The sequence below is a fragment of the Lacipirellula sp. genome (assembly GCF_965279485.1).
Taxonomy (GTDB): Bacteria; Planctomycetota; Planctomycetia; order Pirellulales; family Lacipirellulaceae; genus Lacipirellula.
Genome location: NZ_CBDIIC010000001.1, coordinates 712,075 through 735,032 on the forward strand (window position 1 = coordinate 712,075; position 22,958 = coordinate 735,032).

Consider the following 22,958-nt stretch of genomic DNA (forward strand, 5'->3'; position numbering starts at 1 on the left):
GGGTGAAGGTGACTTGCCACGGAGGCTTCGAGGCTGGCATTGTCGTTTTCGGATAAATCGGCGCCAATAGCCCCGCCGGTATTCCCTCTCATCGGCCAGGAGAAACCGGCGGCAGGGGCCAAAGGGGAAGGTCTCTGGCGAAATCCTGCCGCCGGCAGCGGTGTGACCAGATTGGCCGTTACGATTGGAGGTTCGACTCCTGGTCGGTGTACAACCCGTGCGCCCGGAGGACTCGAACTGTAGCGACGACAGGAATCGAACCTTTAGGGGTGGTCCCCCTGAAACCTACTCCGGTCGGTCGGCGTCGGATTCGTTAGTGATCCACCTGCGAAGCGGACGAATGTAAACGCAGGCGTAGAGAACCGTCAGCCAATAACACAGGCTGAGGGTGTAAGTCACGAGTGCTAAACGTTTCAGGTACACCCGCCAACTAACGTCTTCAAATGAGGGCGTGCCTCGCTGCATCGACTCATCCGTGATGAGCAGTTCAACGATCGCAGGTACTAGCCCTAAGACGGCGAAGTACGGCACAACCGCCAACAGCATGAATCGCAGGTTGAATTGAATCTTCAATCCCATAGCCGCATTGTAGCAGCTACGCGGCCCGGGCCACCCACGCCAACCAGTCGTCGTGGTCGAGCAAATACTCGTTGCCGAATCGCGTGATGCGAATTTCCTTGAACTGAATCGCTTCGCGCAGCTGGTGGTATTCTTCGTCGCCGAGTAGCTTCCGAGCGGTGGCGAGCGTGAACCAACCGAGCGACGTGAAGTTCACGCCGCCGCTTTGAGGCGTTGAGTCGCCCATTGCACCACCCCTTCGACGGCTTCGCGGTAGATTGCCAGAGACACGCGGTCGACGCCTTCAAGGCGTAGGGCTTCAATGAAGCCGTCGACCATGCTCGGCACGTCTGGCAGCGAAGGCTCGCCGCAGAGGCGTTCGAAGTCGTCGAGCGCCAACGCCTCCATCCGGGCGATGAGCGTTGGCGGGGAGTGGCGTTGCTCGAATTGCTGGCGAGCTTCACGCCACTGGGTCTGCGGCGAGAAGCCGCGGAGCTTGCAGATTTCCATTTCCGACTCGCTGGTGTGATTATTGGGTCGCGAGAACGGGCGCCCAATATACGCGCGTCGGAATAGAGTGGAATACCAGAACTGGTAGATGGTTAGGCGGGGAGACGGCGCCCATTGGGGCGGCGGGCGCCCATAGGTAACGGGCGCCCGATGGGCAGTTTAGGTCGATCGTTCACCTGCCAAGAACTGGCAAATTGACGGGCCCGTGAGAATCGCCCTACGATAACGGAGCATACATGCCATCCGTGGCGTCAATCTCCTATCTCCTCACAGGACCAGTCTAATGAAGTTGAACATGATCCGCCGTTGCGCCGCCGGTGTAAGTCTCACGCTTGCGATCTGCAGTTTCGCGTCAGCGGCAGCCGTGAGTTTCAAGACCGTCAATCTGCCTGCCCGTGACTTGGCATACTCGTCGGTAAGCGGAATGGTGTATGCGTCGTTGCCTGATACCTCGGCAACTTTCCCCAACACTCTGATGCCGATCAATCCGAATACGGCGACGTTGGGTACAGGCATCCCCATCGGCTTCAATCCGGGAAAAATCGCGGTTTCTAGTAACGGCGCGAATTTGTTTACCGTCATCGGCGGTGACGTGGCAGTGCAGCGGTACAACGTGCCGAGTGCGTCAACCGACCAATTCTTCGCTGTCTCCGGCGGGCCTAGGATTAGTGAAATCTATGGAGTGCCAGGGCGACCGAACGCGGTGCTGTTCCACGAGTACGACCCCGGCACTAGTCCGCCAGCGGTCGCAACCGTGGTGTATGAAAACGGTGTCTTGCTTCCCAATCAAGTTGGCCACGGGGTAGGCGTCGGCGGCCCCGATATCATCGCCGTTGATCCAACAGATGGCACAAAGGCGTACGGCTATCAAAATACCATTTCCAGCTACGACCATGTCCCCATGACGATTGGCCCCAACGGAATCGTCACTTCTGGGCCGTCATCGCTCTCGGGGATTATGAACGGCAGCAATATCGGTCGAATTGCAATTGTGGGCGACCGGCTGTTCAATGACCGCGGTCAAATCTACAGCCGATCGCTCGGCATCCAGCTTGCGTCATTTCAAGCGGGTCAGAGCTTCGTCATTGATGTTGCGGGGAATAAGTTTTTCACGGTCGCATCGTCAGGAACGACGCAGACGCTTCGCGCCTATTCGCTCAGCACTCTCACGCTGCTTCAAACTGATACGGTTTCGCCGGTCAGCGGAACCGCTTCAAGTCTCACACGTTTCGGTGACAATGGGCTGGCATTCCGCACGTCGGCCGGCCAAGTCGTATTCGTCGGTGCTGTACCTGAGCCCACGTCGTTGGCCCTTGGCAGCGCGGCTTTGCTGCTCGGCTTCGCTGCTCGCAAGCGAGTGAGCTAACGTCCGCGGCGTAACACTGCTAACCAAACCGTCGCCAGTTTCTAGGGGGACTGGCGACGGTCTTTTTTATTGCGATTCCGCAAGCTAGCGTAAGTGGCGATTGCCACCTCTGTCCCGCCCCATACAATCATCGTCCCCCTTAGACGCCCGCAAGGGACGTATGGAACGATGTAAGGTGTCACGAATCGAACTCAGCGATGACGAATTCGCAATGCTGAATTGGCTGCGCGAGTTCAACAGCTTCGCGGCCGTCGAAGACGAAACGGTCCGCAGCCTCCTAGGTAAATCGCTGCTGGTTCTCGAAAACTCAGCGGCCGTCATTTCGCAGGCCGGCATTAAGTGGCTCGATAGCCACCCGATCTTCTGGTAGCAGTTTACGGACGCTTATAGGCGGTGCTGACGTGACAACACGAGGCTGCCGTCACTCGCGGTCGATTGCGCTCGCCCACAGTTGGTTCAATGACGGGTTCTTAATGCAGTCCGCAGTCGAACGTGCTAGACTGGTTATTCTCGTCTGAGAATCCATCTTTTCGATAGGCTGGAGCGTTCGCAATGCCTGACAGCGTTTACTGCTGCCCAGAGTGTGAATCGACGATTGAGTCACTTGGATCGCCGGAACTGGGGCGATCGACCGGCTACTGCAATTCATGCGAGCAATACTATTCGCTCTCGTCGACTTGCGACGGCCAGATAAGAATGGTTGCAATCTCCGAAGCTGACGCTTACCTGTAAGCCCTACAACGCCACTACCATCCCCAGCAACGCGGCGACGACGCTCATGCCCGCCAACGCTGACCGCAACGTGAATTGGCGGCCGATGCGAATCGCCGCGACGGCGGCGAGTGCGAAGACTAGGGCGGGATACCAGAGGGGGAAGAGCATGCCTTTGCCATATTCGGTATCGTCATGCCAAATGAAGCGGCCGCTATTCCCTACGAATTGAAGGAATCGATCGCGTTCTGTAGTCGACGGCTCGCGACTCTCGTATAGCCACGCGACCTTCGTTCCAGAGGGAGCAGTTTGCGGTGTAATGAATCGCACCGTACTGTAGCCCTCGCAAGATTCGGCCCCTATTACGAACTTGTGCGGCATCGGACCGGGACCGACCAAAACGTCGCGGTGGTAGTAGCTACGCCACCACAACGCCAAGCAGCTCACGCTCGCCGCAAGGCAAATCGCCGCCAAGGTATATCGCATAGCTTTGAGCATCTGGGATTCGGGGTTAGTCGTGTTTTCCCTTGAGGTGGCGAACGGCCCGGTAAATCATCAGGAAAATTCCGCTGGCGAATATTCCCACGACTAAACCCAAGAATGAGCCTATCAACGCGCCGCCGTACCACGGCAGGTCCCACCGCGGGTTCATTGCGGCGAGAATAGCTCCGCCGACCGACGCCGCAACAACGGTGGCGAATACGATCTTGGCTTGCAGTATGTTGTCTCTCCGGCGGAAGTTAACGCCGGTGTATACGTCCGTAACGATGTTGTATGCAGCCAATGAAGGCGAGACGGTCGGCGAACTTTCCTTGCTGTCGCCAGTGCCGGATTGCGTAGAACTTTCAACGGTCATGGCTCTGCCTAGGGAGGAAGAGAGGGTTTGGCGGGAAGCCATTATAGCGGATCTGGTTGTTGGATTGGAGGCAGGCGGGCGGTAGATTGGGGGATGGTTTGAGACCCGGCCAAAGGATCGTTATGACAAACTATCAACCGCCGACATTCGGCGCGTCGGCGTTCAACTGCCCTCATTGCGGTGCGTTCGCACACCAAATGTTCAACGGTGTGTTGATGCGAAATCAAGGCGGCCATGCGGCGCAGTTTCCAAATGCCGCGGGTAAGTTTGACGGATCGCGGTGCGCAAATTGCAACAAGGTCGGTATTTGGCACAACGGCTCATTGATCTTCCCGAACCTTTCAACCGCGCCACTTCCCAGCCCCGACATGCCTGCGGACATCGCCATTGACTACTTGGAAGCCCGCGACATCGTGGGGCGTTCACCGCGTGGTGCAGCCGCGCTTCTGCGCTTATCGATTCAGAAGCTTTGCATCCACCTCGGCGAATCCGGCGACAAAATTAATGAAGACATCAAGGCGATGGTCGCTAGAGGTCTCCCGCCGGGCGTTCAGGAAGCCCTAGACACGGTTCGCGTAATAGGGAATGAATGCGTTCATCCTGGTGAACTCGATATTCGCGACGACCAGCAAACCGCTCTAATTCTTTTCAAACTGGTGAATTTCATCGTCGAGAAGATGATCACCGACCCGAAAGTTATTCGTGAGATGTATGGTACGTTGCCGCCTAATAAGCTCGCCGGAATTGCGAATCGTGATAAGTAGCCATCCACGCCACATCCATGCGGCGTGACTGGCTCCCGGGATTAGACGATCAGAATCCCCCACTCACCGTTGCGGATAAGCCTTTCGGTGCTCTCGCTCGCACGGGCAATTTGTCCCAGCAAATCGACTTCACGGCTTCGGCCTCCGAACTGTTGAGCCGCGTACGAAGCGTCTAAAGTCGCCATAGAGCTACCGACCTTGTCCTGACCGATGAACTCTTGCACGCCTTCGATGGCCGCATTGACTCGCTCCCTCGCTCCCTCGCTTCGTCGCTTCGTCGCTTCGTCGCTTCGTCGCTTCGTCGCTTCGTCGATCGTCGGTCGTCGGTCCGAACTGATCGTCAAACTGACGCGGAGCGGCTCGCACCTTTTCCATCATCGCGTCGCGGGCCACTTCGAACACGTCTTGGAAGAATGTGCCGCTGGGCACTCCGCCGCCAAGCTGATGTTGGTTCAGCCCCAAGTTAGCCAGCTGCTGTTGCATCGAGTCGATGCTCGGCGTGGCGACGTGCGGGACGGTCGCTGCTTGCGGCAACGACGGCGTGGCAACGAATGGGGCGGACGGATGGGCGTTGGGTACGGCCCCAGCCGGAACGTGGGACGTTTCCGCGGCTTCGCCCGGAATGATCGCGCGAATCAAGCCCGAAGCGGATTTGTTCGCCCTCGTAGCAAAACTCTATCAAGTTCAAGGTGTTCAAGGCGTAGAGATTCAAACCCAGTCGACGGGATAAATATGAGAGCGATTCACCTGACGCACGTCATTCTGGCACTGTTACTCGCGAAAGCGGCGGCGACGTTGAACGCTCAGCCGCCGCAACCTCCATTCGGCGGACCAGGCGGCCCTGGCGGTTTTGGCGGGCCCCCGCCGTTCGGAGGCTTCGGGCCGCCGCCCGGCATGGGAGGGAGCTTGATCGACCTCATTGGCATGCGAGAGGTCCAGGCCGAGCTTTCCCTATCGGAGGAGCAGCAAGTCGCAGTTGACGAGCTAACCGAAAAGACGCGCGGCGAAATGGCGAAGACCTTCGAGCAGGCTTTCGCGGATAGCAACTCAGAGCAACCTGCGCCGCCAGAGGCAGGATTTGAAGCGATGCGCGAGAGGATGGACTCGCTGCACGACCAAGCCAGCGAACACCTTCAAAGCCTGTTGAAGCAACCACAGCGAGAACGCCTCGAGCAACTACAACTGCAGCGCGAAGGGATGCGCTCCCCCAGGTGGCGCGAGATCGCCAAGTCTCTCGAACTCACTGAGGATCAACTCGGCAAGTTGCGCGGCGTCTTGGGAGGGACTTTTGGGCCAGCCCCCGTCGAGCCCTTCTCGCCGCAAGTGACCGCTGCTCTTAGCGACGATCAACAAACGCAGTGGAAAACGCTCGTCGGCACGCCCTTTGAGTTTCCTCGTTCGATGGGCTTCGGCGGCCCTCCTGGCTTCGGGCCTGGCGGAGAGGAAGTGAAACTCGTCGACAAGTTCGACGCCAATAAGGACGGCTGGCTCAATCAAACCGAGCGGAAAGAGGCGCGTAAGTCGCACCAATCCAACCGCCGAGGCCCACGAGCAGGTCCCGGCGGACCGCCGCGCGGATTCGGCTTTGGCCACTCACAGGAACCCGGCACGCCCGGCCCGCATGTGGCGAAGGAAGACGTCGCACCGATCTCCAACGCCTCGCTGTACGATCTCGCCGTCGTGCGGACGCTATTCCTCGATTTCGACAACGACGACTGGGAGGATGAACTCGAAGCCTTCCACGGGACCGACGTCGAGGTGCCGGCCAAGCTCACCGTCGACGGCGTCGAGTACCCCAACGTCGGCGTCAGCTTCCGCGGCATGTCGTCGTTCATGATGATCCCCAAGGGTTCAAAGCGCTCGCTCAATGTATCCATCGACCTGGCTAACGCCGAACAGCGCCTGCTCGGATCGAAAACCCTTAACCTACTGAACTCACACGAAGATCCGACGTTTCTCCACACGGCCCTCTACTCGAAGATGGCCCGCGAACACATTCCCGCGCCGAAAGCAAATTTTGTGAAGGTGGTGATCAACGGTGAAAGCTGGGGCCTGTACGTCAACGCCCAGCAGTTCGACAAACTGTTCGCGAAAGAAAACTTCGGCCAAGACGGCGCGCGGTGGAAGGTGCGCGGCAACCCCGGCGCCCGCGCGGGTCTGGAGTACGTCGGCGATAAAGTGGAAGACTACAAGCGAACCTACCAGATCAAGTCGGGCGACAAAGACGAGGATTGGCAGGCGCTCATCGACCTCTGTCGCACGCTCAACCAAACGCCGCCTGACCAATTGGAAGCGGCCCTCGAGCCGATTCTTGATATCGACGGCACGCTCTGGTTCCTAGCGCTCGACAACGCCCTGATCAACTCCGACGGCTACTGGATTCGCGCCAGCGACTACAGCATCCTTCGCGATGCCGGCGGCAAGTTTCATCTCATTCCGCACGACATGAACGAGGCGTTCCAGCGGCCGATGGGCCCAGGCATGGGCGGCGGTCCCGGCATGGGCGGACCCGGCGGCGGAAGACGCGGCATGGGCGGACCGGGATTCGGCGGCCCGGGTGGCCCCGGCGGTCCAGGCGAACGCCGCCCCGACGGGCCGCCGCGCGGCGAGGGCCAAGCCAACCAGGGCAACGGCTATGACCTCGATCCGCTGATCGGCATGGACGATTCGACGAAACCCCTGCGAAGCAAACTGCTCGCCGTGCCGAAACTGCGTGAGCGATATCTACGCAACGTACGCACGATCGCCGAAAACTCGCTCGACTGGACGGAACTCGGTCCCGACGTCGCCGTCCTGTCGTCCCGCATCGCCGACGACGTGAAAGCCGACACCCGCAAGCTTAGCTCCTGGGAAGAATTCGCCGCAAGCGTTGGCCTGCCATCAGCGGACAGTGCAGACGGCAAGCCTCATAAGCAAAGCTTGAGGGATTTCGCGCTTGAACGGAGACGCTATCTCTTGGGCTATCCCGAAGGCGCCGAAATCCATAGTTCCGACAGCAGATAAACCGACTGCCTTAAACTCTGCGTACCTTGCTTGCCGCGCTACTCAGCAGTTAGCGTGCTGCGGAAATTTGATGCTGTCGCTCATTTACACCGCCTCCTCAATCCGTAGGCGCATTTATTGCGCAGCAACGATCCGCACAAACAGACCCCAGCGAAGGGAGCTTGGCTCCCGATTCTGCGATCAAGTTCGCAGACAGGTAGAGAAATGAACCAGAAGAGCGACGAAACTTCACCAGCTCGCAGAGGACCGAGCTGAAGTTCGCCGAGCCTAGGAATCCTCGACGCCCGCGGCCGCCAATGCAGACGCCGAAGCTATCCAGAGGCGTTAGTCGCGGGGACGAGGCGCCGCTTGGAGAGATGGCGGCGTGTGAGCAGCCTGCTTACGGTTTTAGGTCGAAGTTGACGTTCTCGTTGGCGCCAGGTTTAACTTCCACTTGCAGTCCCGACGTGGCGTATTCGGTGTACTTCGCTGGAATCGCGGTGAACAGTGCAGGACTTCCGTACTTTAGCGATTCCGTTTCTACGCTGACGAGATTCATTCCCAGCGGAGCTCGGTCTGTTGAGTACCGTCCTTCTGACTGGATGGATATTTGCGTAGCCAGCGGGCTATCTTTTGACTTGAATGTTAGATTGCCCGCTGGCAGCGGCTTGCCGTTAAGACTCACTACTCCTGACACGATGGATCGATTGGGATCTGGGGCGGGGCCGCCGCCGCATCCACTGATGCAAATAGCTAGCGACGCGATCCAAAGCCGATTGCTTAAGCTTGCCGTCTGCATCATGGCTCAGATTTCTCCATTCAACATCTATTGATAACTTTGCTGCCATACAGGCAACAACAGCCGCCCGCGTTGTGCGTCGAATGATCAGTTCGGCGGTAGCGATCCTTCGTCGCGTGGCAGTATGTAGGCGCGCCAAGCGACGTAGTCGATATCGCCGCTAATGCTTTGAACGCTTCCATCGAGCATGCCGACGTTCATTGTCGCGTGCGCGGTCTGCACACGAGTTGGAGTGCAACCTTCGTAAGTCGGGGCAATTTCCGGGACTTCTCCAACTCCCGCGAATATATCCTGATTTCGGACGACCGCAGGAGCATTTTCCGCAACGTACTTCGTGTTCCAAGCAAAAAGCGAATCGTATTTCGTGGCGGGAGTGCCAAGCCAATGCGTTCGTCCGAAATCGCCACGCGGGGGGCCAGGACAAATTGCATAGCGCTCAGCGAAGACGGCAGTGTTACTCGTTCCGTCGCTCATGTGCCGAAGTTCTGGGTGGGTGAATGGATTTGGCTGGCTTGGCGAGACGCCGCCGCCAGTTCCATCGGATGGTTGGCTCGAACTTTTCCACCAGTGATTCATCGCTTGAACGTTGACGACGTAGTTGCCGCCGCCCCAGCCATTTCCGCCATCTTCGGGACGCACGATGCTTTCAGCGCCAGCACTCATTTCTGAGGGACAGATGTAGGCGGCTGGCGGCGGTATCACAACGCCAGTCATGAAGTTTCGCTGAGTCCAGCCAGTCATCGACATGTACAATTGCTGCTGCTCCATCTGCGGCAGCAGGAAGTACAGGAGACTGCCGAGATTTGCGGGCCCTGATTTTCTCAACTGCGAGTCGAACACCGCACCGGGAGTTTCGGAGATTCTCGCTTTATCTTCGCCGGGAAAGTAACCGGCCGCCTGGGGCATATATTTGTGAGTGCTCTCGAGGTTCAACAGAGCGAGGCTCATTTGCTTGACGTTGTTCGTACACTGAGAGCGTCTTGCTGCCTCACGTGCGGCTTGCACTGCTGGCAACAGCAACGCGACTAGAACGCCGATGATTGCGATCACCACCAACAGTTCCACGAGCGTAAAACCTGCGGTCCGCGAATTCTTCACATGACGCATTTTTGTCTCTCCATAACAACCAACGCTGCGTTGTGCTGATTAGATTCTGAATGAGGAATGGTACGCGCGACGCGTTGACGAGCCGCTGCGGCATAGTGCGACGCTGCCGGCGGCCGCTGCCATCAAGGCGATTCCGCTCGGCTCGGGGACCTGCAGCATCGCGGCGAACGAGCCCGCGCCGTGATGTTCTTCGTACACCGCCTTGAAGAGCGAAAAGTCGAGTTCGTCGTTCTTCAGATCGCCGTTCAGGTCGCCGGAGCTCAATGCTTGCAGCGGCGTCCTCATCGACAAGTCGGCCCCGAAGTTTGATCGCTGCAGCCCCCAGTCGGCGGCGTTGATGACGCCATCCAAGTTGAGATCGCCGAGCGCGACGCCGTTGCCGGCTGTGAGACCGACGCGGAAGACTTGCCCGCCGCCGCCATGCGTTGCCACCAACAAGTTTCCCGCCGGGTCGCGAAGCACGTCAATCGGCGCGGCGAAGCTCGTGGCGATCGTCTGAACCGCTCCGGTGCGCGGGTTCACCGCCAGCAGATCGCTACCAAGCGAAAACCGCACCGTGAATGCATAGCCGTCGTAAGCGCCGTTGCGATCAGTGAAGTCGAGCCCGTTGGCCGACGCATTGTCCCCCAACGTGGCTACCGGTTCCTTGAAAGCCTGGAAGAACCCGGCGTTGATTGCCGCTTGGTTCTGCTTCCAGTCGCCGCTAACTTCGTTGATCTTCGGAAAGCCGTGGTCGTCGTGATAGTTGCTACGGTGAATCTCGTCCGGCTTGAGCGGATTCTCGTTCTGGTTCATCGTCGCCCACAGCTGACCGTCTTCGTCCATGCCGAGCCCGAAGACGTTACGGAAGCCGGTTGAATAAACGGTCAGCTTGCCCGGATCCGTCGATGTGAACGGCTGCGTGTTTGTGTGGGGCTGGTTGATCGTGAAGCCCGCAACGTTGGGCGTCGTCGTGTTGCCGCTCAGCGTTTTGAGATCGCGAATCCAGTTGATCGAACCGGTGTAAGCGAACTCACCATCGTCGACGTTGGGCGATCCGCCGTACTCGCTCACTTGCCCGCCGGTGCGCGTCCGCGAGCCAATGCCGACGTAAAGCGTGTCGCCGGCAATCAGCAGTTGATTCGTTTGATGGAGGTCGGTGACGCGAAGATTGTTGACGATTGCCTGATTGACCTCGCCAGCGCCCGTCTCTCCCCAGGAACCGTTGCCATTGCTGTCAGTGAGCCGGACGATCGATTGGATGCGGTTGAGCGTCGGATTGAAATTACTGCTTACTGCCGGCGAGAAATACATCACGGTTCCGAGCTTCGCATCTTGATGAAACGCGATTCCGAGTGAACCGTTGAGTTGTCCAGCCGCATTGTCGTTCGGCCGGGACCAAACGGTGACGCCGTTCGTCAGGCCACCAGTCGGACTGTAGTCGTAACGCTTGATGCCGCTGGTGAATGTCGCGACGTAAAGTTTGCCGTCGGGACCAAACGCCATCTGCGTCGGGTTGCCGATGCCCGAGCCGACTTGTGTGATGCCGGTGAAGTTCGCTTGCACGAGCGGAGCGCTCGTGAGTTGCTGAGCGCACGCCGCCCCAGCCGTCAGCAAGACGGCGGTTGCGGCGACGAGCAGTCGAGCGGTTTGCTTCATCAACGTAATCACCAGTTACAGTGGGGCGTCCGAGCGGCGCGAACACGATTCACGCCTCCCGGACTCAGCTCATCCCCAACCAAGCGCCCAAATCAAAACGCCGAGGGCGGTCGCCTACTTACGGCGACGGAGCCCAGCTAAACCGGCCAATCCGATGGCGATAAGCGCGCCGCTCGCCGGTTCTGGCACAGCCGCTGCGGCAGGCGCTGCTGGAGTCGTGCCGAACTGACGTTGCCAAATCAGGAAATCGGCCCCATCGGTGCGACCGTCGTTGTTTGCGTCGCCCGCGACCGTTGAGCCGTAGGCGCCTTTCCAGATGGTGAGATCTAGGGAGTTCACGGCGCCATCGTGGTTGAAGTCGGCCGCGAGTCCGCCGCCAGCCAACTTGGTAAGCACAAGCTTTTCGCCGCCGCCGCTCGGTTGAATGGCAAGGCTGTAGAGCGCGGCATCGCCCGCAGCGAACGAGAAACCGCGACCGTTGCCGGCCGCTTCAGCCGTCGTCGCCGTGAAGACATTCCCGAACCCGCCAGCAGCGTCGATCAGCGTCAATGAGGCCGAGGGATTGGCGGCAAAGTAATTGGCCGCATCGTCGATGTCGATCACGGCGCCATCGAGATCAGCGATTCCGCCGACGGTGATGGTGCTGATGCCGGTCGTACCGAGCGTGAACCGCAAGATCGAGTCGTTCTGTTGGCCCGGGCCATTGCGGAAAGCCGCCTTGTCCGCAGGGTTGGCGAGCAGGTTACCGCTAACGTTAATGTCGCCAGCCGTCCCTTGCACAATGAAGGTGCCGTTGGCGTCAAGCGCTTGCCCCTGGGGCCCGTTGGCTTCGCTCGGTTCGAGCCGTCCTGGCACGGGCGGCGCATTGCTTGCCAGCGCTCCGCCGACATTAAGGTCGCCGGAGAGGTTCAAGACGCCGCCTGATACCTTCATCGTCCCAAAGCTGCTATCGAAGTCGCCGAGGAAGATGTTCTTCGTATTAACCGTGCCGGCGCTCAGGTTCCAAGCGCCGACGCCATCGGCGCCGATCCGCAGATTGTTCACAGCGGTGAGCGTGCCGCCAGTTTGGTTAATGGTACCGTTGGCGCCTTCGAAAGTGCCGATGATGACGTTGCCCGATGCGTTGACTTGCGCGGAGCCGCTGAGGTTGTAGGTCGTCGTGTTGCCGCCGCCGTCGCTCACGACGAAATCGCCGTTCCCCTGCATCGCGTTAATTGTTCCGCCACTGTGATTCATCGTCGTCGTCCCCTCGCCTTGGCCTAGCACGTAGGCGATGCGGGTGTTGAAGACGCCGCCAGTTTGCGTCATCACGACGGTATCGGCGGAAGGATCGCCGCTCGGGCGGAAGTTGGTGAAAAGCAAGCCGGCCGTAACGGTGCCGCCGCTTTGGTTGTAGTGGGCCACGCTGCCCTGGCCAAATCCGAGCAGCATGTCAAAGTTGGCAGTTACAGTCGCCGTTCCGCTGACATTGAGCGTACCGTTGCCATTGAAGCCTACGAGAATGCTGCGACCGCTCGTATGAAAATTGCCGCCGCTGATCGTGGCGACGCCGGTGCTCGTCGTTTGCGTGCCAATGACGATTTCATCCAGGGCGTTCAGTTCGCCGCCTGTCATTGTGAAATTGCCGTCGCCGTTATCTCCAACCAAGAGATCGCCGACAGCGAAACCGCTAGGGTTCGCGCCGTCAATGTAGACCAAACCATCAGACAGCGTGAAATTGCCGGTTGAACCTGCTACGACTCCCAAGCGAATGGAGGGGAGATTGGGCTCCGTCACTCCATCTGCGTCGAAGATCGTCAAATCGCCGCCCGTTACTGAAACGCCGCCGGTCTGTCCGGCGATAGTTCCAATGTCCAATTGATTTGTGACATTGCCTGAATTTGAAACAGTGACCGTGCGACCGCCGTTGACGAACGCGGCCTTGGCGACGTCAGGAAGTCCGTTGTCCCAAGTTCCGGGAGTCGACCAATTGCCCGTTGCGGCGGCGTTGGTCTGCCCGTGAGTCTCTTGCCCCGCCGCCATCGCGCTCAATGCCGCCGCGAAGCAGCTCATTCGCCAGAGTATCTTGTTCATCGCCTACTCCCTCTACGTGTGTGGTATCTACGTCTCGATCGTGAAAAGTCGTGTGCCCCGTTCGCTCGGTCGTTCCCGTTCTTATTCACTTGCTGCGTCAGCTCACTGCCGCGTACTCATTGATCTACCCCGCGACGCGCGGGCCTCTCGCGGCCGTGCCGGGCTGCCCCAGCGCCGGCAACAGCCCGAGGGCCAGGCCAGCGAGCACGACGCTCGTCGGTTCGGGAACGGCGTGAATCGTCGCGATAGCCGACGAGCCTGCCGTCAACTCGCGCTGCCATACTAAGAAGTCGGCGCCGTTGACGCGGCCGTCGCCGTTCGCGTCGCCATCGCCCGTTCCGCCGAAGCCGCTCCGCCAGATCGCGAGATCAGCGGCGTCGACTTGATCGTCATCGTTGAAATCCGCGGCCAGCGCCGGCCGCGTCACATATGTTGCGGCGACGCTGATGAACGTTCCAGCCGCTGTGCGGTAGCGGAGCGTTAGATCTTCCGTCGCGCCAGAGAATAGCCGGCCGAGACTCGCCGAGGAGCCGGGCAGCAGCGTTGAATTCCCGAGCAAAAAAGCTTCGGCGACGGTCGTGGAGCTCGGGGTTCCCAGCGTCTCCCAACCATTGCCGCTGCCGCTGCCAGCTGGAAAGTTGGCGGGATTACGGCTCGGTTGCTGCAAGCTATTCCACCCATTCGATGAAAGGTCGAGCGCGCCGCTGGGGCTGTTGATGCGGTAAAGATCGAGCGCGACGGGGCTATCCGCTTGATTCACCAACCGCACGCGACCAGTGGCGCGATTGACCTCAAGCGTAAGTTCCTGCGGCGCGCCGAGCACTTCGAATTCGTTGACGCCAATGAAACCGGAACCATCGGCAGGCCCGGCTCCTTCGCCAATGAGGCGGATGCCGTTAATGCCGTTTTGCGGAGCGAACTCGAAGGTCGCGAGCGGCCCCGACGTGGCGTTCGGGAAGCCGGTCCCGCGTACGACGCCGGTGTATTGCTGCACGTAATTGCTGGTGGCGGCAAGATTGGTCCACGTGGCGCCGCCGTTACTTGTCACTTGCACCATCGGCGCCAGCAGATCGGCGGCAGTCAGGGGCGCGCCGCCGGCGATGATCGACGTCGGCCCCCACCACCCGCCGTCGTTGGCAAGATAATTTTGGATGCGGACGCTGGAAACGCCGAACTGCGGTTCGGCGAACAGGGCGCCGATGTAATCGAATTGATACGTCGGCCATCCGGCGGCGTACGTATCGGCGCCATTGCCATTCGCTCCTGTCGAGCCGTTGCCGCCGATGATGTAGGCGTTCGCAGTAAGGTTCGCGTTAGTGACGCCGTCGACGACCTCGCCGATGGGCCCGGCGTTGGCAATCAGCACGTCATGCGTCCCGACGGCGTCGACGGCAGTTCCCATGATCGGCGTCGCATGGCTGGCGATATTTATGACGGCCGCCTCGGCTGGGCGCACAGCACTCCAGCAGAAAATCGCAACCATCGCCAGTAAGGCGCCGTGCTTCATGGGATATCGCCGCCGCCTCTCAGAGCGTTCGGCGACAGAATCGTAACCAGAATGGCGCGAGCGGTTGAAGTCGCGATCGCGATAGATTCCAATTACGAGCCGATACTCTGAATAGGTTGCTTGAAAAAGAATGAGTGAATGAGTCGCCGCCCGTGACTTGCCTGTCATGTTGTGGACGGCCGCCGCCGAGTGCATCGATCTATCCGATAGTAGTCTTCTGCGCAACTTTGCCTATGTTTAATTGCGTTAGAGTTCCTGTGCGTTTTTACATGACGGCGGAAGTCTCGCCTTAGAGGGCCCGACGCTTAGAAAACCGTAGTTTCGTCAATGGTTTTTGCCTAAACAGGCTGCTCAAGTAGTTGCACACGGTCGTCTACCCGTCAATTTTCACCATCGTTAACTGCTTCGCTGCGGAGAGAAAAATAATGCGTCTCCTCGCCAATTTTCTGGTGGCTGCATCGCTGCGGGGCGCCCTGCTGTCCGCTAGCGTGGGACTTCTCATGACGATGCGAGGCGCCGCCGAAGAAAATATGACTAAAGTGACGCCAATTGTTCCGGTTGGCGACGACGCCTACCTGCAGTGGGAGCGGCTTCCATATCAACGCCTCGGCGTTCGCGGTCGGATGCAGAGTACGTTCGACCGCACGGGCGGCAACCGCGACGCCGATGCGAGTCACTTTCTCTATCAACAAGCCGACGACTTCAACGTCGCGCTCGATGCCCGCGGCCCTGGGATGCTCTATTTTGTCCGCACGAATCATCACCACGGCAGCCCGTGGCACTACGAGACTGATGGCGTCGACCACATCGTCAAAGAATCTGCCACCGACAATCCAGTTGGCGCCAACGAGCGACTGACGCAAAGTCTCTTCACGCCGTCCGAACCGTTCCCGCACCCGCTCGTCTGGACTTGGCCGGACACGAAGGGCGCCGATCTTATGTGGCGGCCGATCCCATTTCGCGATTCGCTCAGACTGGCGTACTCCCGCACCTTCTACGGCACAGGCTACTACATCTACCACCAGTTCGCCGACGCGAAGGACGGGCTTTCGCGGCCCATCGAGAGTTGGACGCCCGCAGCGCCCGATCCGGGCGTCGTCGAATTGTTCGAGCGAGCGGGGACCGATATCGCGCCAACGGGCGATGGCGTGGCGATCAGCAGTGGAAACATCTCGCTGCCCTCGCATGAGTGGCAACGTCTGGAAGCTCCGGCAGGCTCTCCGGCGATGGTACGCGCGGTCAAGTTCTCGGCGCCGCGCGAGCGGGCGTTCGAATTAGGCAAGTGCCGGCTCAGAATTACGTGGGACGATCGTTGGCATCCGTCGATCGACGCGCCGCTCGATCTCTTCTTCGGCGCGGGCCAACTCCACAACGATGACGACCGCGAGTTCCTTGTGAAGGGACTGCCGATGGTCGTTCGCTTCGACGCTGAACGCGTCTATCTCGATTGCTACTGGTCAATGCCCTACTTCAATAATGCGCGGATCGAACTCGTTAACTCCGGCGAGAACGCGATTGACGACGTCGCCTACGAAATCCGCGCAGTTCCGTACCGTGATCCCGTGAATCATGTCGCCTACTTCCACGCCACTTACAGCGATCATTCGAAACCGACTGCCGGGCAGGATGTTCTCTTTCTCGACACATCCTCTGCCGAAGGCGGCGGCGAGTGGAGCGGCCACTTTGTTGGCATGAGTTGGACGTTTACCGACCGCGGGAATCTTCGCACGTTAGAAGGCGATCCTCGTTTCTTTTTCGACGGCTCGCGTACGCCACAGGCCCAAGGAACTGGGACAGAGGAATGGGGCGGTGGCGGCGATTACTGGGGCGGCCGCAATATGACGACGCCGCTCGCCGGCCATCCGGTCGGCCGCGAACATGGCAAACACAGCAATGAGCGCGATCTCGTGAACTCCGCGTATCGCTTCCTCATCGCCGACATTTTTCCGTTCGGCAGCCGCGCCGTCATCGGCCTGGAACATGGCGGCGGGAACACTTCCGCAGAGCACTACAGCGGCGTTGCCTATTGGTACGGCGCCCCGTCGGCGACGCTCGTGCAGACCGACGCACTCAACGTCTGCAACGAGGCCGATGCGAAGACCCATGCCTACCGCTCGCCGACGGCAACCAAACCATACGAGTTAATTTCGCGTTATGAGTGGGGCCCCGATTCCGACGCCCCCGGCTGGTGGCACGAGCAAAGCGCCTCAGCCACCGGCGCCGTTGAGTACTACCCCGCCGAACGTGACGAAGCACGCTCGATGACCGGCGTGAGCGAATTTACACTGCGCCTCGATCCGCAAAATCTCGGTGTCTTACTGCGGCGGAAGCTGGACTACCAGTTCCCGAACCAGCGCGCGAACGTCTCCGTAAGAGCGGCCGGATCGGATGCCGGCTGGCAACCAGTCGGCCAGTGGTACACGGCCGGCAGCAACAGGTCTGTTCACAGTCGGCCGCAAGGCGGCAATTTTACCGAGGCGGAACTCGCTCCCACAGAGCACAACGTCATCACCAGCAACCGCCGTTGGCGCGACGATGAGTTCCTCATCCCGCGACGTTTGACGCATGGCGTCGACCGGCTGGAAGTTCGCGTCGAGCATGTGCCTGACAATCGCGCCCTCTATCCAGGCCATCCGTTTCCGGTGGCGAATGCGTGGAGCGAGTCTCGATATTTGGCGTTTTGCTACCGCTTACCCGAGATAAAGGCTAACTCTCCCTCGCGGTAGCAAACAAGGTTCGGCCACGCTACTTCTTTCGAATCGTCGCTACGAACCCGCCGCCGCGCGGCATTTCAAACTTAAGTTCGCCGTTGGCATCGACTTGCTCGGTGCGTTTCACAAGCTTCGTCGTCTCCCCATCGACGTCCTCGAGGACCGTTGCGTCGAACTCCCCCTCGCCGAGGAATGACAGATCCAACGCCCCGGCAGCGGCCTCGCGTCCCGTCATGCCGCCGACGTACCAGACGTCTCCCCGACGGCGTGCAATCACCAGCACGCGATCGAGTTCGGCTTTGAGAACTCGAGTTTCGTCCCAATTCGCTGGAACCGTCGTCATGAAGTCCAGCCCATCCTGCCCGCGATACGCGGCTGGACAGTCGGCCAGCATCGGCAGGTGATTCTCGTAGATCACGAACATCGCGAGTTGATGTCCGCGCGTTCCTTGCACCAAAGGAGCATCGTTCTGCACCTTCAAGTCTTCCGGCATGACGTTGCGCATGCCCCCTTGGTGATAATCGACAGGTCCGGCGATCGTGCGAATGAATGCAATGTTGAGGTTGTGCTCCGGCGGCGTGCCGACCTTGTCCCATTTGTTATATTCCTGATTCAGCGCCGCCTCGTAGTTGAGGACGTTCGGCCAAGTCCGTTCCATCCCCGTCGGCTTGTAGGCGCCGTGCCAATTAACGGTGAGATGGTGCTTCGCCGCTTTCTCAGAGACCTCGTGATAGAACGCGACCATCTCCTGGTCGTCGCGATCCATGAAGTCGATCATGATCCCTTCGATGCCCCAATCCTCATAGACCTGAAGCGCCTCGTCGAGTTGCGGCTGCAGCGCTTTCCAATGCATCCACAGCCGCAGCCGCACGCCTTTCTCCTTCGCGTAGCGGAGCAACTCGGGCATATCGATTTCGGGGATCGATTTCGTCACATCCGTGGGGCCATTCGGAGCGATCGGCCCGCCGTACCAAGCTTGGTCGTTTGTTCCATCGATCGAGTGGTATTCGATGCCATGTTCGGCGCAAAAATCGATGTAGTGCTTGTGCGTCGCCGTGTTGAGACCCGGCTCAAAGTCAACGTCTTCCAGCACGTACCCATTCCACCAGGGGAACGTCGTTCGCCCCGGTTTAATCCACGAAGCGTCTGCAATTTTTGACGGTTCGTTCAGATTGAAAATCAGGTTCGACTCGATCAACCGGCCAGGATCGTCAGCCAGCAGCAGTACTCGCCACGGAGTCGTCAGCGATTTTTTCGCGATGACCTTCGCGCCATCTTTCCGCTTAGGGTGCGGAGAAAGCTTCGACGCCAGCGTGCCGGGCTTGCCCGCGGCGCCGGCGAGATACATGCCAGCATAGTCATGTAGATTCGCTTCGGTAAACGCGCCCCATACCACGCCCTTCGGCGCTGGTATCGCCAATAACATCGGCAGGCCGACTAGTTCTTGCGGCGTGATCTCACTCACGCGCTTCTTGAGATAGAGCTTTTCGTAAGGCGTCGTATAGCCATTCAGCGGCAAGATTCGAGCCTCTGGATCGCCGGCGAACGTCACCTCCGTTAGCTCATCGAGCAGAGTGATGTCCTGCAAGCCGGTTTGCTCGGGAAGCTGGTAACGGAACGCAATCCCATCATCGGCAACGTGAAACTCGACGTCGACCCGCCGTTGCGGGCTTGCCGCTTCCTGCAACTTCACGACCATTCGCCGGCTCTGATCACGCGATGAAGACGTCTTTCCCACGGGAATTTCGTAGGTTTCGTCGCGCTCAGTTTTTTGCACCCCTAGAACTTTCAAGCCATCCTTCAGCGGCTTTGCTCCTGCAAAATTAAGACCGAGCCTACCCTTAGCGACGACTTCGTCGCGGTAGCTCGCTTCGAACTGCGGGGCGCTCTGTTCATTCAAGCTGAACGCAATTGCAACGTCACCGCTTGGCGACTCAACCCTTTCCAAGTCAATCCCGTGCACTGCAGCCGGCATGGCAAAACAGCTGAGTAGGAGGAGCGACCACGTATGAGGGAAGAATTTCATTGCCGTCTTTCTCAATAACCTCGAAGAACAGTTAGACTCATGCAACGAACGCCGCTCCGTCCGCCGCAACCGCACAGGGCGGTTACCGCGAGTTTGAAGCGAAAGAGGCAACCACACGATGAGTGCCAGCGCCTTAACGAAGCGATATTTGAAAGGAGTCGCTGCGATGACAAGACTGCCTATTGCATCTTGCTCTCAGCATGGCCAACCGCCTCTCCGTTGACTAGGTTACAGGAAGGTTGTCGCCGGTAATTTTTTGTTCTTCTTGATGTGAAATATCGCATGTAATTGTGCAATCGAACGGCAATAATTAACACCTCGCTTGTCGGCAATCGTGCTATTGGGTGTCACGCCGTGCGGCAACCGTTCTGGCCTGAGCCGTCAACAATCTCTGCTGTTCTCTTTCGCAATGCTGCTAAGCAAAACGCAAGCAAGGCAGACTTTTCACCGAATCGTAACGTCAAGTCAGAGTCAGCTGCGCAGCCGAAAACACTATCCATCGTCGTGTGACGATGCCCTTCAAGCTGGAGTCCTCATCTGCGTCCTCAGGATACACTCGCGCAAGTTGGTCGCTCGATCCAATCACAATCTTGAACTGAAGGTGACGAAGCCCGTGGCCTACCTTGCGACATGATTCACCCCAGATACTTACGCAGACCGGAGTTGGCATCCGGTGGCCGTCTCCTCGTCGCTTTCAACTCCTTATAGCGTTGCCGCCTCCTGTGGAGCATCTTCCCTACCATCTAAGTCGATAGCCGCTTGTGGCGCAACGGAAGAGCTCGCTCGCTCTTTTTTCGGATTTATCTTCTGATAAACTGGCTGTTCTGGTTCACTTCCTTGGTGAAACTCGATCTGCCCTACCCTTCGCATTTGAACGGCGACAAGTTCTGTATCTCCGGAGATCCGCCAATGCGTTTAATCGTGATTTTCTGCCTCGTGACATTCCCAGCCATAACAGCGGAGGGAGCGACGACGTTCAACAACGAGGCGAGTTTTTTGGACAGCGCCGGCCTGGTTACGCTCGAAAGCTTTGAGACGCTGCCGGCAACGAGTCCGTTTCCTGGCGTTGCGTCGATCGCATCCGGGCAAGTCACCATCACCAATTCAACCGCAACGGGCGATTTGGATATTTGGGATCAGCCTGTGTCAGCGGGGCACGCCACGCACGGCGACAAATACTTAGTTTGGTATGGTCAGACGACGTCCGCGTCGCTGACGTTCACGTTTCCAGCGCCATTGGTTGCCTTCGGGGTGAATATCGTCGACTACGGTTACCCGGCGCACTCAACGTCCATGACGTTTTCGACGAAAGCTGGCGACAGCGGCGTCGCCGCGGTGGCGATAGACGCCATCGACAGTGAACAGTTTTTTGGCGTTCTGAGCTCGTCGTTCACATCCATTACTTTTTACCGAGGTTCGCTAAGTGATGGCGTCGTAGTCGACGAAATCTGTTTTCGCGATCTGCCTGAGCCGACGGCCGTCGCGCTTGTGGGAATCGCGATTGCTGGTCTCGTCGCTCACCGGCGGCGCACGTATACATTAGGCTCGCTACGGCGCTAACCATGGACGAGAACCTTCTAGGCCTCGCTGCAGTCGCGGTGGTCAGCATTTTCGCGCTGATCTCGTTCGCCTGGTTTCGCTATCGAGAGCGCTGCGAGCGTCGCGCGAGCACGGCTCAGGGGTGCCCGGATTGCGGATCGCTACGATACCGAGTGGCGGCTGGTCAGGAGAATGAAATTGTCGCGTCGCCACGCCGCCAGTGCGTGGAGTGCTTGCGTCTCTGCAGCGTTCCGCCGCCGCGTTGGGCAGGGTTCGTAGCATACGCGATTGCCGGCATTCTCCTCGCAGCGATGGCGTTCGACTGGGTTGCGTCGCCAAAGGATTGGCCAATGCACTTCAGTTGGAAAGGCCGCTTGACCGTGCTGGCTTACTCGGGAGCGATGATTTGGATCGGGACTCGCGTCATTCGCGGCAAAGCGTAGAGGGCTTGCTCGATGTTACGCCTTGGTCCGGCGGCGCTTCGAGTTCCGCTGCCGATTGGCAGCCAAGATCACCGCCCCAACGGCCATCCCCCCCAGCCCAGTCGACGCTTGCCGACCAGCCGCTCCGCTCGACTGCTGGGCGTCGCCTCCGTGGGCTTGGCTCGGATCTGCTGCGGGAATCGTCTCGATAGCAGCGGGCGGCGCCGCATCGACAGACACATCGAAAGCTTGGTAGACGCCGATCGTCGCCTCCATTTCGATAGGCGTCTCGGCAATCTGACTCGCCGTGCCTCCCGCGAGCAATTCGTCGCCAGCGGCCAGCGTCTGCAGCAAGATCATCCCTCCTGGATCTTCCACATCTGGCTTGCCTTTCGCCTCTCCGTTTCCGGTGGCCGCGCGAGGCTGCCACGAGTACTCCGACTGCGAAGCAAGGGAAGCCGAACACGTATCGCCGCGTCGCGCCGCCAGCGACCGGAGCGCTTCCTCGATCGCCGCAACTTGTTGATCTGCGGCGATATTGGCGCGATTTTCCGAATCAAAAACATCGTCATCGATGGCATCGGCGAGACCGCTCGCATCGCCAGCCGACGCATCGCGCATCTGATCTTCGGCTACCTGTTGTAGGTAGGCATCATACTCAGTCTCATTGCCGCTCAACGACGAGTAGCCCGCGAACGCTGAGTCGCGTTCCGCAGCGCCCAAGCGACTTTCGCCCGTCGAGTTTGCCAGCGTCACGGAAGAAGCTAGCAACGATGCGTCATCGGAGGATTCTGAACCACCTTCAAGCGCATCGCTGCCGGACGTCACCACCATCGGCAGCAGCGCCGCGTGCCGTGCGTCGGCGATGCGTTCCACCAGCGCCCCAATCGGCGGAGGTTGCACCGAACTGAATGTGCTGGCAACGAAATTGTCGTCGACGCCTCTCTGATCGCGGTCGTCGTTCAGGCTGACCGGCGATCTCATCATCAGTGGCGGCGGCGGATCTTCGTCGGCGTCGGCGGCCCCGGTTTTAACGTCTTCGAAGGTTCCACCACCGATGTTTCCGCCAATCGCGGCGCCGCTCTTCAACCCAAGCGGCGGCTGATAGTCCTGCCGCGGCATGCTCGAAGAACGCTGTTCTTTGTAGTTATCTGCAGAACCGTATCCTGCGAAACCGCCAAGGAACGGCATCCCGCCTGCGTCGCGCGGCATTTCTCGTTCGCCGGCGAACGGCTTCGGCGCTCCCTCCGCGAACAGGGCGAAGGGCGTATCCGTTGCGTCGTGAAATAGATCCATTCGCGGCGGCTCGCGCGTCGCCAGACGCTCCAGAACTTCCTCGTCGCCGAAGAAGTTCGCGGAGAGCACAGTGCGCTGCTCCAGCGTCTCAAT

20 protein-coding genes are annotated in these 22,958 nt (G+C 59.3%); 7 read left to right on the forward strand and 13 right to left on the reverse strand.

Features of this window, described 5'->3' with window-relative positions; all coding sequences use genetic code 11:
* Positions 1-285: 285 nt before the first annotated feature.
* Genes ACQY7R_RS03055 through ACQY7R_RS03065 form a run of 3 tightly spaced genes read right to left on the reverse strand, consistent with a single transcriptional unit; the run spans position 286 to position 1,068 of the window.
* A complete protein-coding gene (locus ACQY7R_RS03055; protein WP_428304127.1) occupies positions 286-579 on the reverse strand; it encodes a hypothetical protein in 294 nt (97 codons plus the stop codon).
* 16 nt (positions 580-595) lie between these two features.
* On the reverse strand, positions 596-805 hold the full coding sequence (locus ACQY7R_RS03060) for a hypothetical protein (protein WP_428304128.1): 210 nt from the start codon (positions 803-805) through the stop codon (positions 596-598).
* The gene (locus ACQY7R_RS03065; RefSeq protein ID WP_428304129.1) at positions 772-1,068 is read right to left on the reverse strand and encodes a hypothetical protein; all 297 of its coding nucleotides are present in this window, start codon (positions 1,066-1,068) and stop codon (positions 772-774) included. Before ACQY7R_RS03065 ends, ACQY7R_RS03060 begins: the two co-directional genes overlap by 34 nt.
* A 283-nt stretch (positions 1,069-1,351) precedes the next feature.
* Between ACQY7R_RS03065 and ACQY7R_RS03070 the strand changes: the two genes are divergently transcribed.
* Complete coding sequence (locus tag ACQY7R_RS03070; RefSeq protein ID WP_428304130.1) at positions 1,352-2,434, forward strand: PEP-CTERM sorting domain-containing protein; 1,083 nt, start codon at positions 1,352-1,354, stop codon at positions 2,432-2,434.
* Positions 2,435-2,609: 175 nt separating this feature from the next.
* Entirely contained in the window at positions 2,610-2,804 is a 195-nt protein-coding gene (locus ACQY7R_RS03075; RefSeq protein WP_428304131.1) for a hypothetical protein, read from the forward strand.
* A gap of 365 nt (positions 2,805-3,169) precedes the next feature.
* Here the strand turns inward: ACQY7R_RS03075 and ACQY7R_RS03080 are convergent, their stop codons facing one another.
* On the reverse strand, positions 3,170-3,631 hold the full coding sequence (locus ACQY7R_RS03080) for a hypothetical protein (protein ID WP_428304132.1): 462 nt from the start codon (positions 3,629-3,631) through the stop codon (positions 3,170-3,172).
* A gap of 25 nt (positions 3,632-3,656) precedes the next feature.
* Entirely contained in the window at positions 3,657-4,001 is a 345-nt protein-coding gene (locus ACQY7R_RS03085) for a hypothetical protein (protein WP_428304133.1), read from the reverse strand.
* Positions 4,002-4,123: 122 nt separating this feature from the next.
* Between ACQY7R_RS03085 and ACQY7R_RS03090 the strand changes: the two genes are divergently transcribed.
* Positions 4,124-4,765 carry a DUF4145 domain-containing protein gene (locus ACQY7R_RS03090; RefSeq protein ID WP_428304134.1) on the forward strand — a complete coding sequence of 214 codons (642 nt, stop codon included), beginning with the start codon at positions 4,124-4,126 and terminating at the stop codon, positions 4,763-4,765.
* 189 nt (positions 4,766-4,954) lie between these two features.
* Here ACQY7R_RS03090 and ACQY7R_RS03095 read toward each other — a convergent pair whose 3' ends face one another.
* Positions 4,955-5,404 (reverse strand): hypothetical protein, encoded by a 450-nt coding sequence (locus ACQY7R_RS03095; protein ID WP_428304135.1) that lies wholly within the window; start codon positions 5,402-5,404, stop codon positions 4,955-4,957.
* Between the two features lie 93 nt (positions 5,405-5,497).
* Between ACQY7R_RS03095 and ACQY7R_RS03100 the strand changes: the two genes are divergently transcribed.
* The gene (locus ACQY7R_RS03100; protein ID WP_428304136.1) at positions 5,498-7,768 is read left to right on the forward strand and encodes a CotH kinase family protein; all 2,271 of its coding nucleotides are present in this window, start codon (positions 5,498-5,500) and stop codon (positions 7,766-7,768) included.
* A 379-nt stretch (positions 7,769-8,147) separates the two neighbouring features.
* Here ACQY7R_RS03100 and ACQY7R_RS03105 read toward each other — a convergent pair whose 3' ends face one another.
* From ACQY7R_RS03105 to ACQY7R_RS03125, 5 genes are all read right to left on the reverse strand, one after another.
* A complete protein-coding gene (locus ACQY7R_RS03105; protein WP_428304137.1) occupies positions 8,148-8,306 on the reverse strand; it encodes a hypothetical protein in 159 nt (52 codons plus the stop codon).
* Between the two features lie 327 nt (positions 8,307-8,633).
* Positions 8,634-9,653 (reverse strand): DUF1559 domain-containing protein, encoded by a 1,020-nt coding sequence (locus tag ACQY7R_RS03110; RefSeq protein WP_428304138.1) that lies wholly within the window; start codon positions 9,651-9,653, stop codon positions 8,634-8,636.
* A 39-nt stretch (positions 9,654-9,692) separates the two neighbouring features.
* Positions 9,693-11,291: a PQQ-dependent sugar dehydrogenase gene (locus ACQY7R_RS03115; protein ID WP_428304139.1), complete on the reverse strand. Its 1,599-nt coding sequence runs from the start codon at positions 11,289-11,291 to the stop codon at positions 9,693-9,695.
* A gap of 114 nt (positions 11,292-11,405) precedes the next feature.
* The gene (locus tag ACQY7R_RS03120) at positions 11,406-13,364 is read right to left on the reverse strand and encodes a beta strand repeat-containing protein (RefSeq protein WP_428304140.1); all 1,959 of its coding nucleotides are present in this window, start codon (positions 13,362-13,364) and stop codon (positions 11,406-11,408) included.
* Positions 13,365-13,488: 124 nt separating this feature from the next.
* Positions 13,489-14,871 (reverse strand): hypothetical protein, encoded by a 1,383-nt coding sequence (locus tag ACQY7R_RS03125; RefSeq protein ID WP_428304141.1) that lies wholly within the window; start codon positions 14,869-14,871, stop codon positions 13,489-13,491.
* A 425-nt stretch (positions 14,872-15,296) separates the two neighbouring features.
* Between ACQY7R_RS03125 and ACQY7R_RS03130 the strand changes: the two genes are divergently transcribed.
* Positions 15,297-17,597 carry a DUF2961 domain-containing protein gene (locus ACQY7R_RS03130; RefSeq protein ID WP_428304142.1) on the forward strand — a complete coding sequence of 767 codons (2,301 nt, stop codon included), beginning with the start codon at positions 15,297-15,299 and terminating at the stop codon, positions 17,595-17,597.
* Positions 17,598-17,616: 19 nt separating this feature from the next.
* On the opposite strand, the gene ACQY7R_RS03135 is transcribed toward ACQY7R_RS03130, so the two are convergent.
* A complete protein-coding gene (locus ACQY7R_RS03135) occupies positions 17,617-19,608 on the reverse strand; it encodes a glycoside hydrolase family 97 protein (protein WP_428304143.1) in 1,992 nt (663 codons plus the stop codon).
* Positions 19,609-20,367: 759 nt separating this feature from the next.
* On the opposite strand from ACQY7R_RS03135, the gene ACQY7R_RS03140 reads away from it, so the two are divergent.
* Positions 20,368-21,168, forward strand: a complete 801-nt coding sequence (locus ACQY7R_RS03140) for a hypothetical protein (RefSeq protein ID WP_428304144.1) — start codon at positions 20,368-20,370, stop codon at positions 21,166-21,168.
* Positions 21,169-21,170: 2 nt separating this feature from the next.
* Positions 21,171-21,590, forward strand: a complete 420-nt coding sequence (locus ACQY7R_RS03145) for a hypothetical protein (protein ID WP_428304145.1) — start codon at positions 21,171-21,173, stop codon at positions 21,588-21,590.
* 15 nt (positions 21,591-21,605) lie between these two features.
* On the opposite strand, the gene ACQY7R_RS03150 is transcribed toward ACQY7R_RS03145, so the two are convergent.
* On the reverse strand, positions 21,606-22,934 hold the full coding sequence (locus ACQY7R_RS03150) for a hypothetical protein (RefSeq protein ID WP_428304146.1): 1,329 nt from the start codon (positions 22,932-22,934) through the stop codon (positions 21,606-21,608).
* Positions 22,935-22,958: the final 24 nt, after the last annotated feature.

Bases quoted from the DNA above. Each gene is read 5' to 3' on its own strand.
- ACQY7R_RS03100 (WP_428304136.1), top strand. From the start codon at position 5,498: ATGAGAGCGATTCACCTGACGCACGTCATTCTGGCACTGTTACTCGCG.
- ACQY7R_RS03090 (WP_428304134.1), top strand. From the start codon at position 4,124: ATGACAAACTATCAACCGCCGACATTCGGCGCGTCGGCGTTCAACTGC.
- ACQY7R_RS03055 (WP_428304127.1), bottom strand. From the start codon at position 579: ATGGGATTGAAGATTCAATTCAACCTGCGATTCATGCTGTTGGCGGTT.
- ACQY7R_RS03085 (WP_428304133.1), bottom strand. From the start codon at position 4,001: ATGACCGTTGAAAGTTCTACGCAATCCGGCACTGGCGACAGCAAGGAA.
- ACQY7R_RS03060 (WP_428304128.1), bottom strand. From the start codon at position 805: ATGGGCGACTCAACGCCTCAAAGCGGCGGCGTGAACTTCACGTCGCTC.
- ACQY7R_RS03105 (WP_428304137.1), bottom strand. From the start codon at position 8,306: ATGAATCTCGTCAGCGTAGAAACGGAATCGCTAAAGTACGGAAGTCCT.
- ACQY7R_RS03110 (WP_428304138.1), bottom strand. From the start codon at position 9,653: ATGCGTCATGTGAAGAATTCGCGGACCGCAGGTTTTACGCTCGTGGAA.
- ACQY7R_RS03115 (WP_428304139.1), bottom strand. From the start codon at position 11,291: ATGAAGCAAACCGCTCGACTGCTCGTCGCCGCAACCGCCGTCTTGCTG.
- ACQY7R_RS03065 (WP_428304129.1), bottom strand. From the start codon at position 1,068: ATGGAAATCTGCAAGCTCCGCGGCTTCTCGCCGCAGACCCAGTGGCGT.
- ACQY7R_RS03070 (WP_428304130.1), top strand. From the start codon at position 1,352: ATGAAGTTGAACATGATCCGCCGTTGCGCCGCCGGTGTAAGTCTCACG.
- ACQY7R_RS03080 (WP_428304132.1), bottom strand. From the start codon at position 3,631: ATGCGATATACCTTGGCGGCGATTTGCCTTGCGGCGAGCGTGAGCTGC.
- ACQY7R_RS03125 (WP_428304141.1), bottom strand. From the start codon at position 14,871: ATGAAGCACGGCGCCTTACTGGCGATGGTTGCGATTTTCTGCTGGAGT.
- ACQY7R_RS03135 (WP_428304143.1), bottom strand. From the start codon at position 19,608: ATGAAATTCTTCCCTCATACGTGGTCGCTCCTCCTACTCAGCTGTTTT.
- ACQY7R_RS03130 (WP_428304142.1), top strand. From the start codon at position 15,297: ATGCGTCTCCTCGCCAATTTTCTGGTGGCTGCATCGCTGCGGGGCGCC.
- ACQY7R_RS03145 (WP_428304145.1), top strand. From the start codon at position 21,171: ATGGACGAGAACCTTCTAGGCCTCGCTGCAGTCGCGGTGGTCAGCATT.
- ACQY7R_RS03120 (WP_428304140.1), bottom strand. From the start codon at position 13,364: ATGAACAAGATACTCTGGCGAATGAGCTGCTTCGCGGCGGCATTGAGC.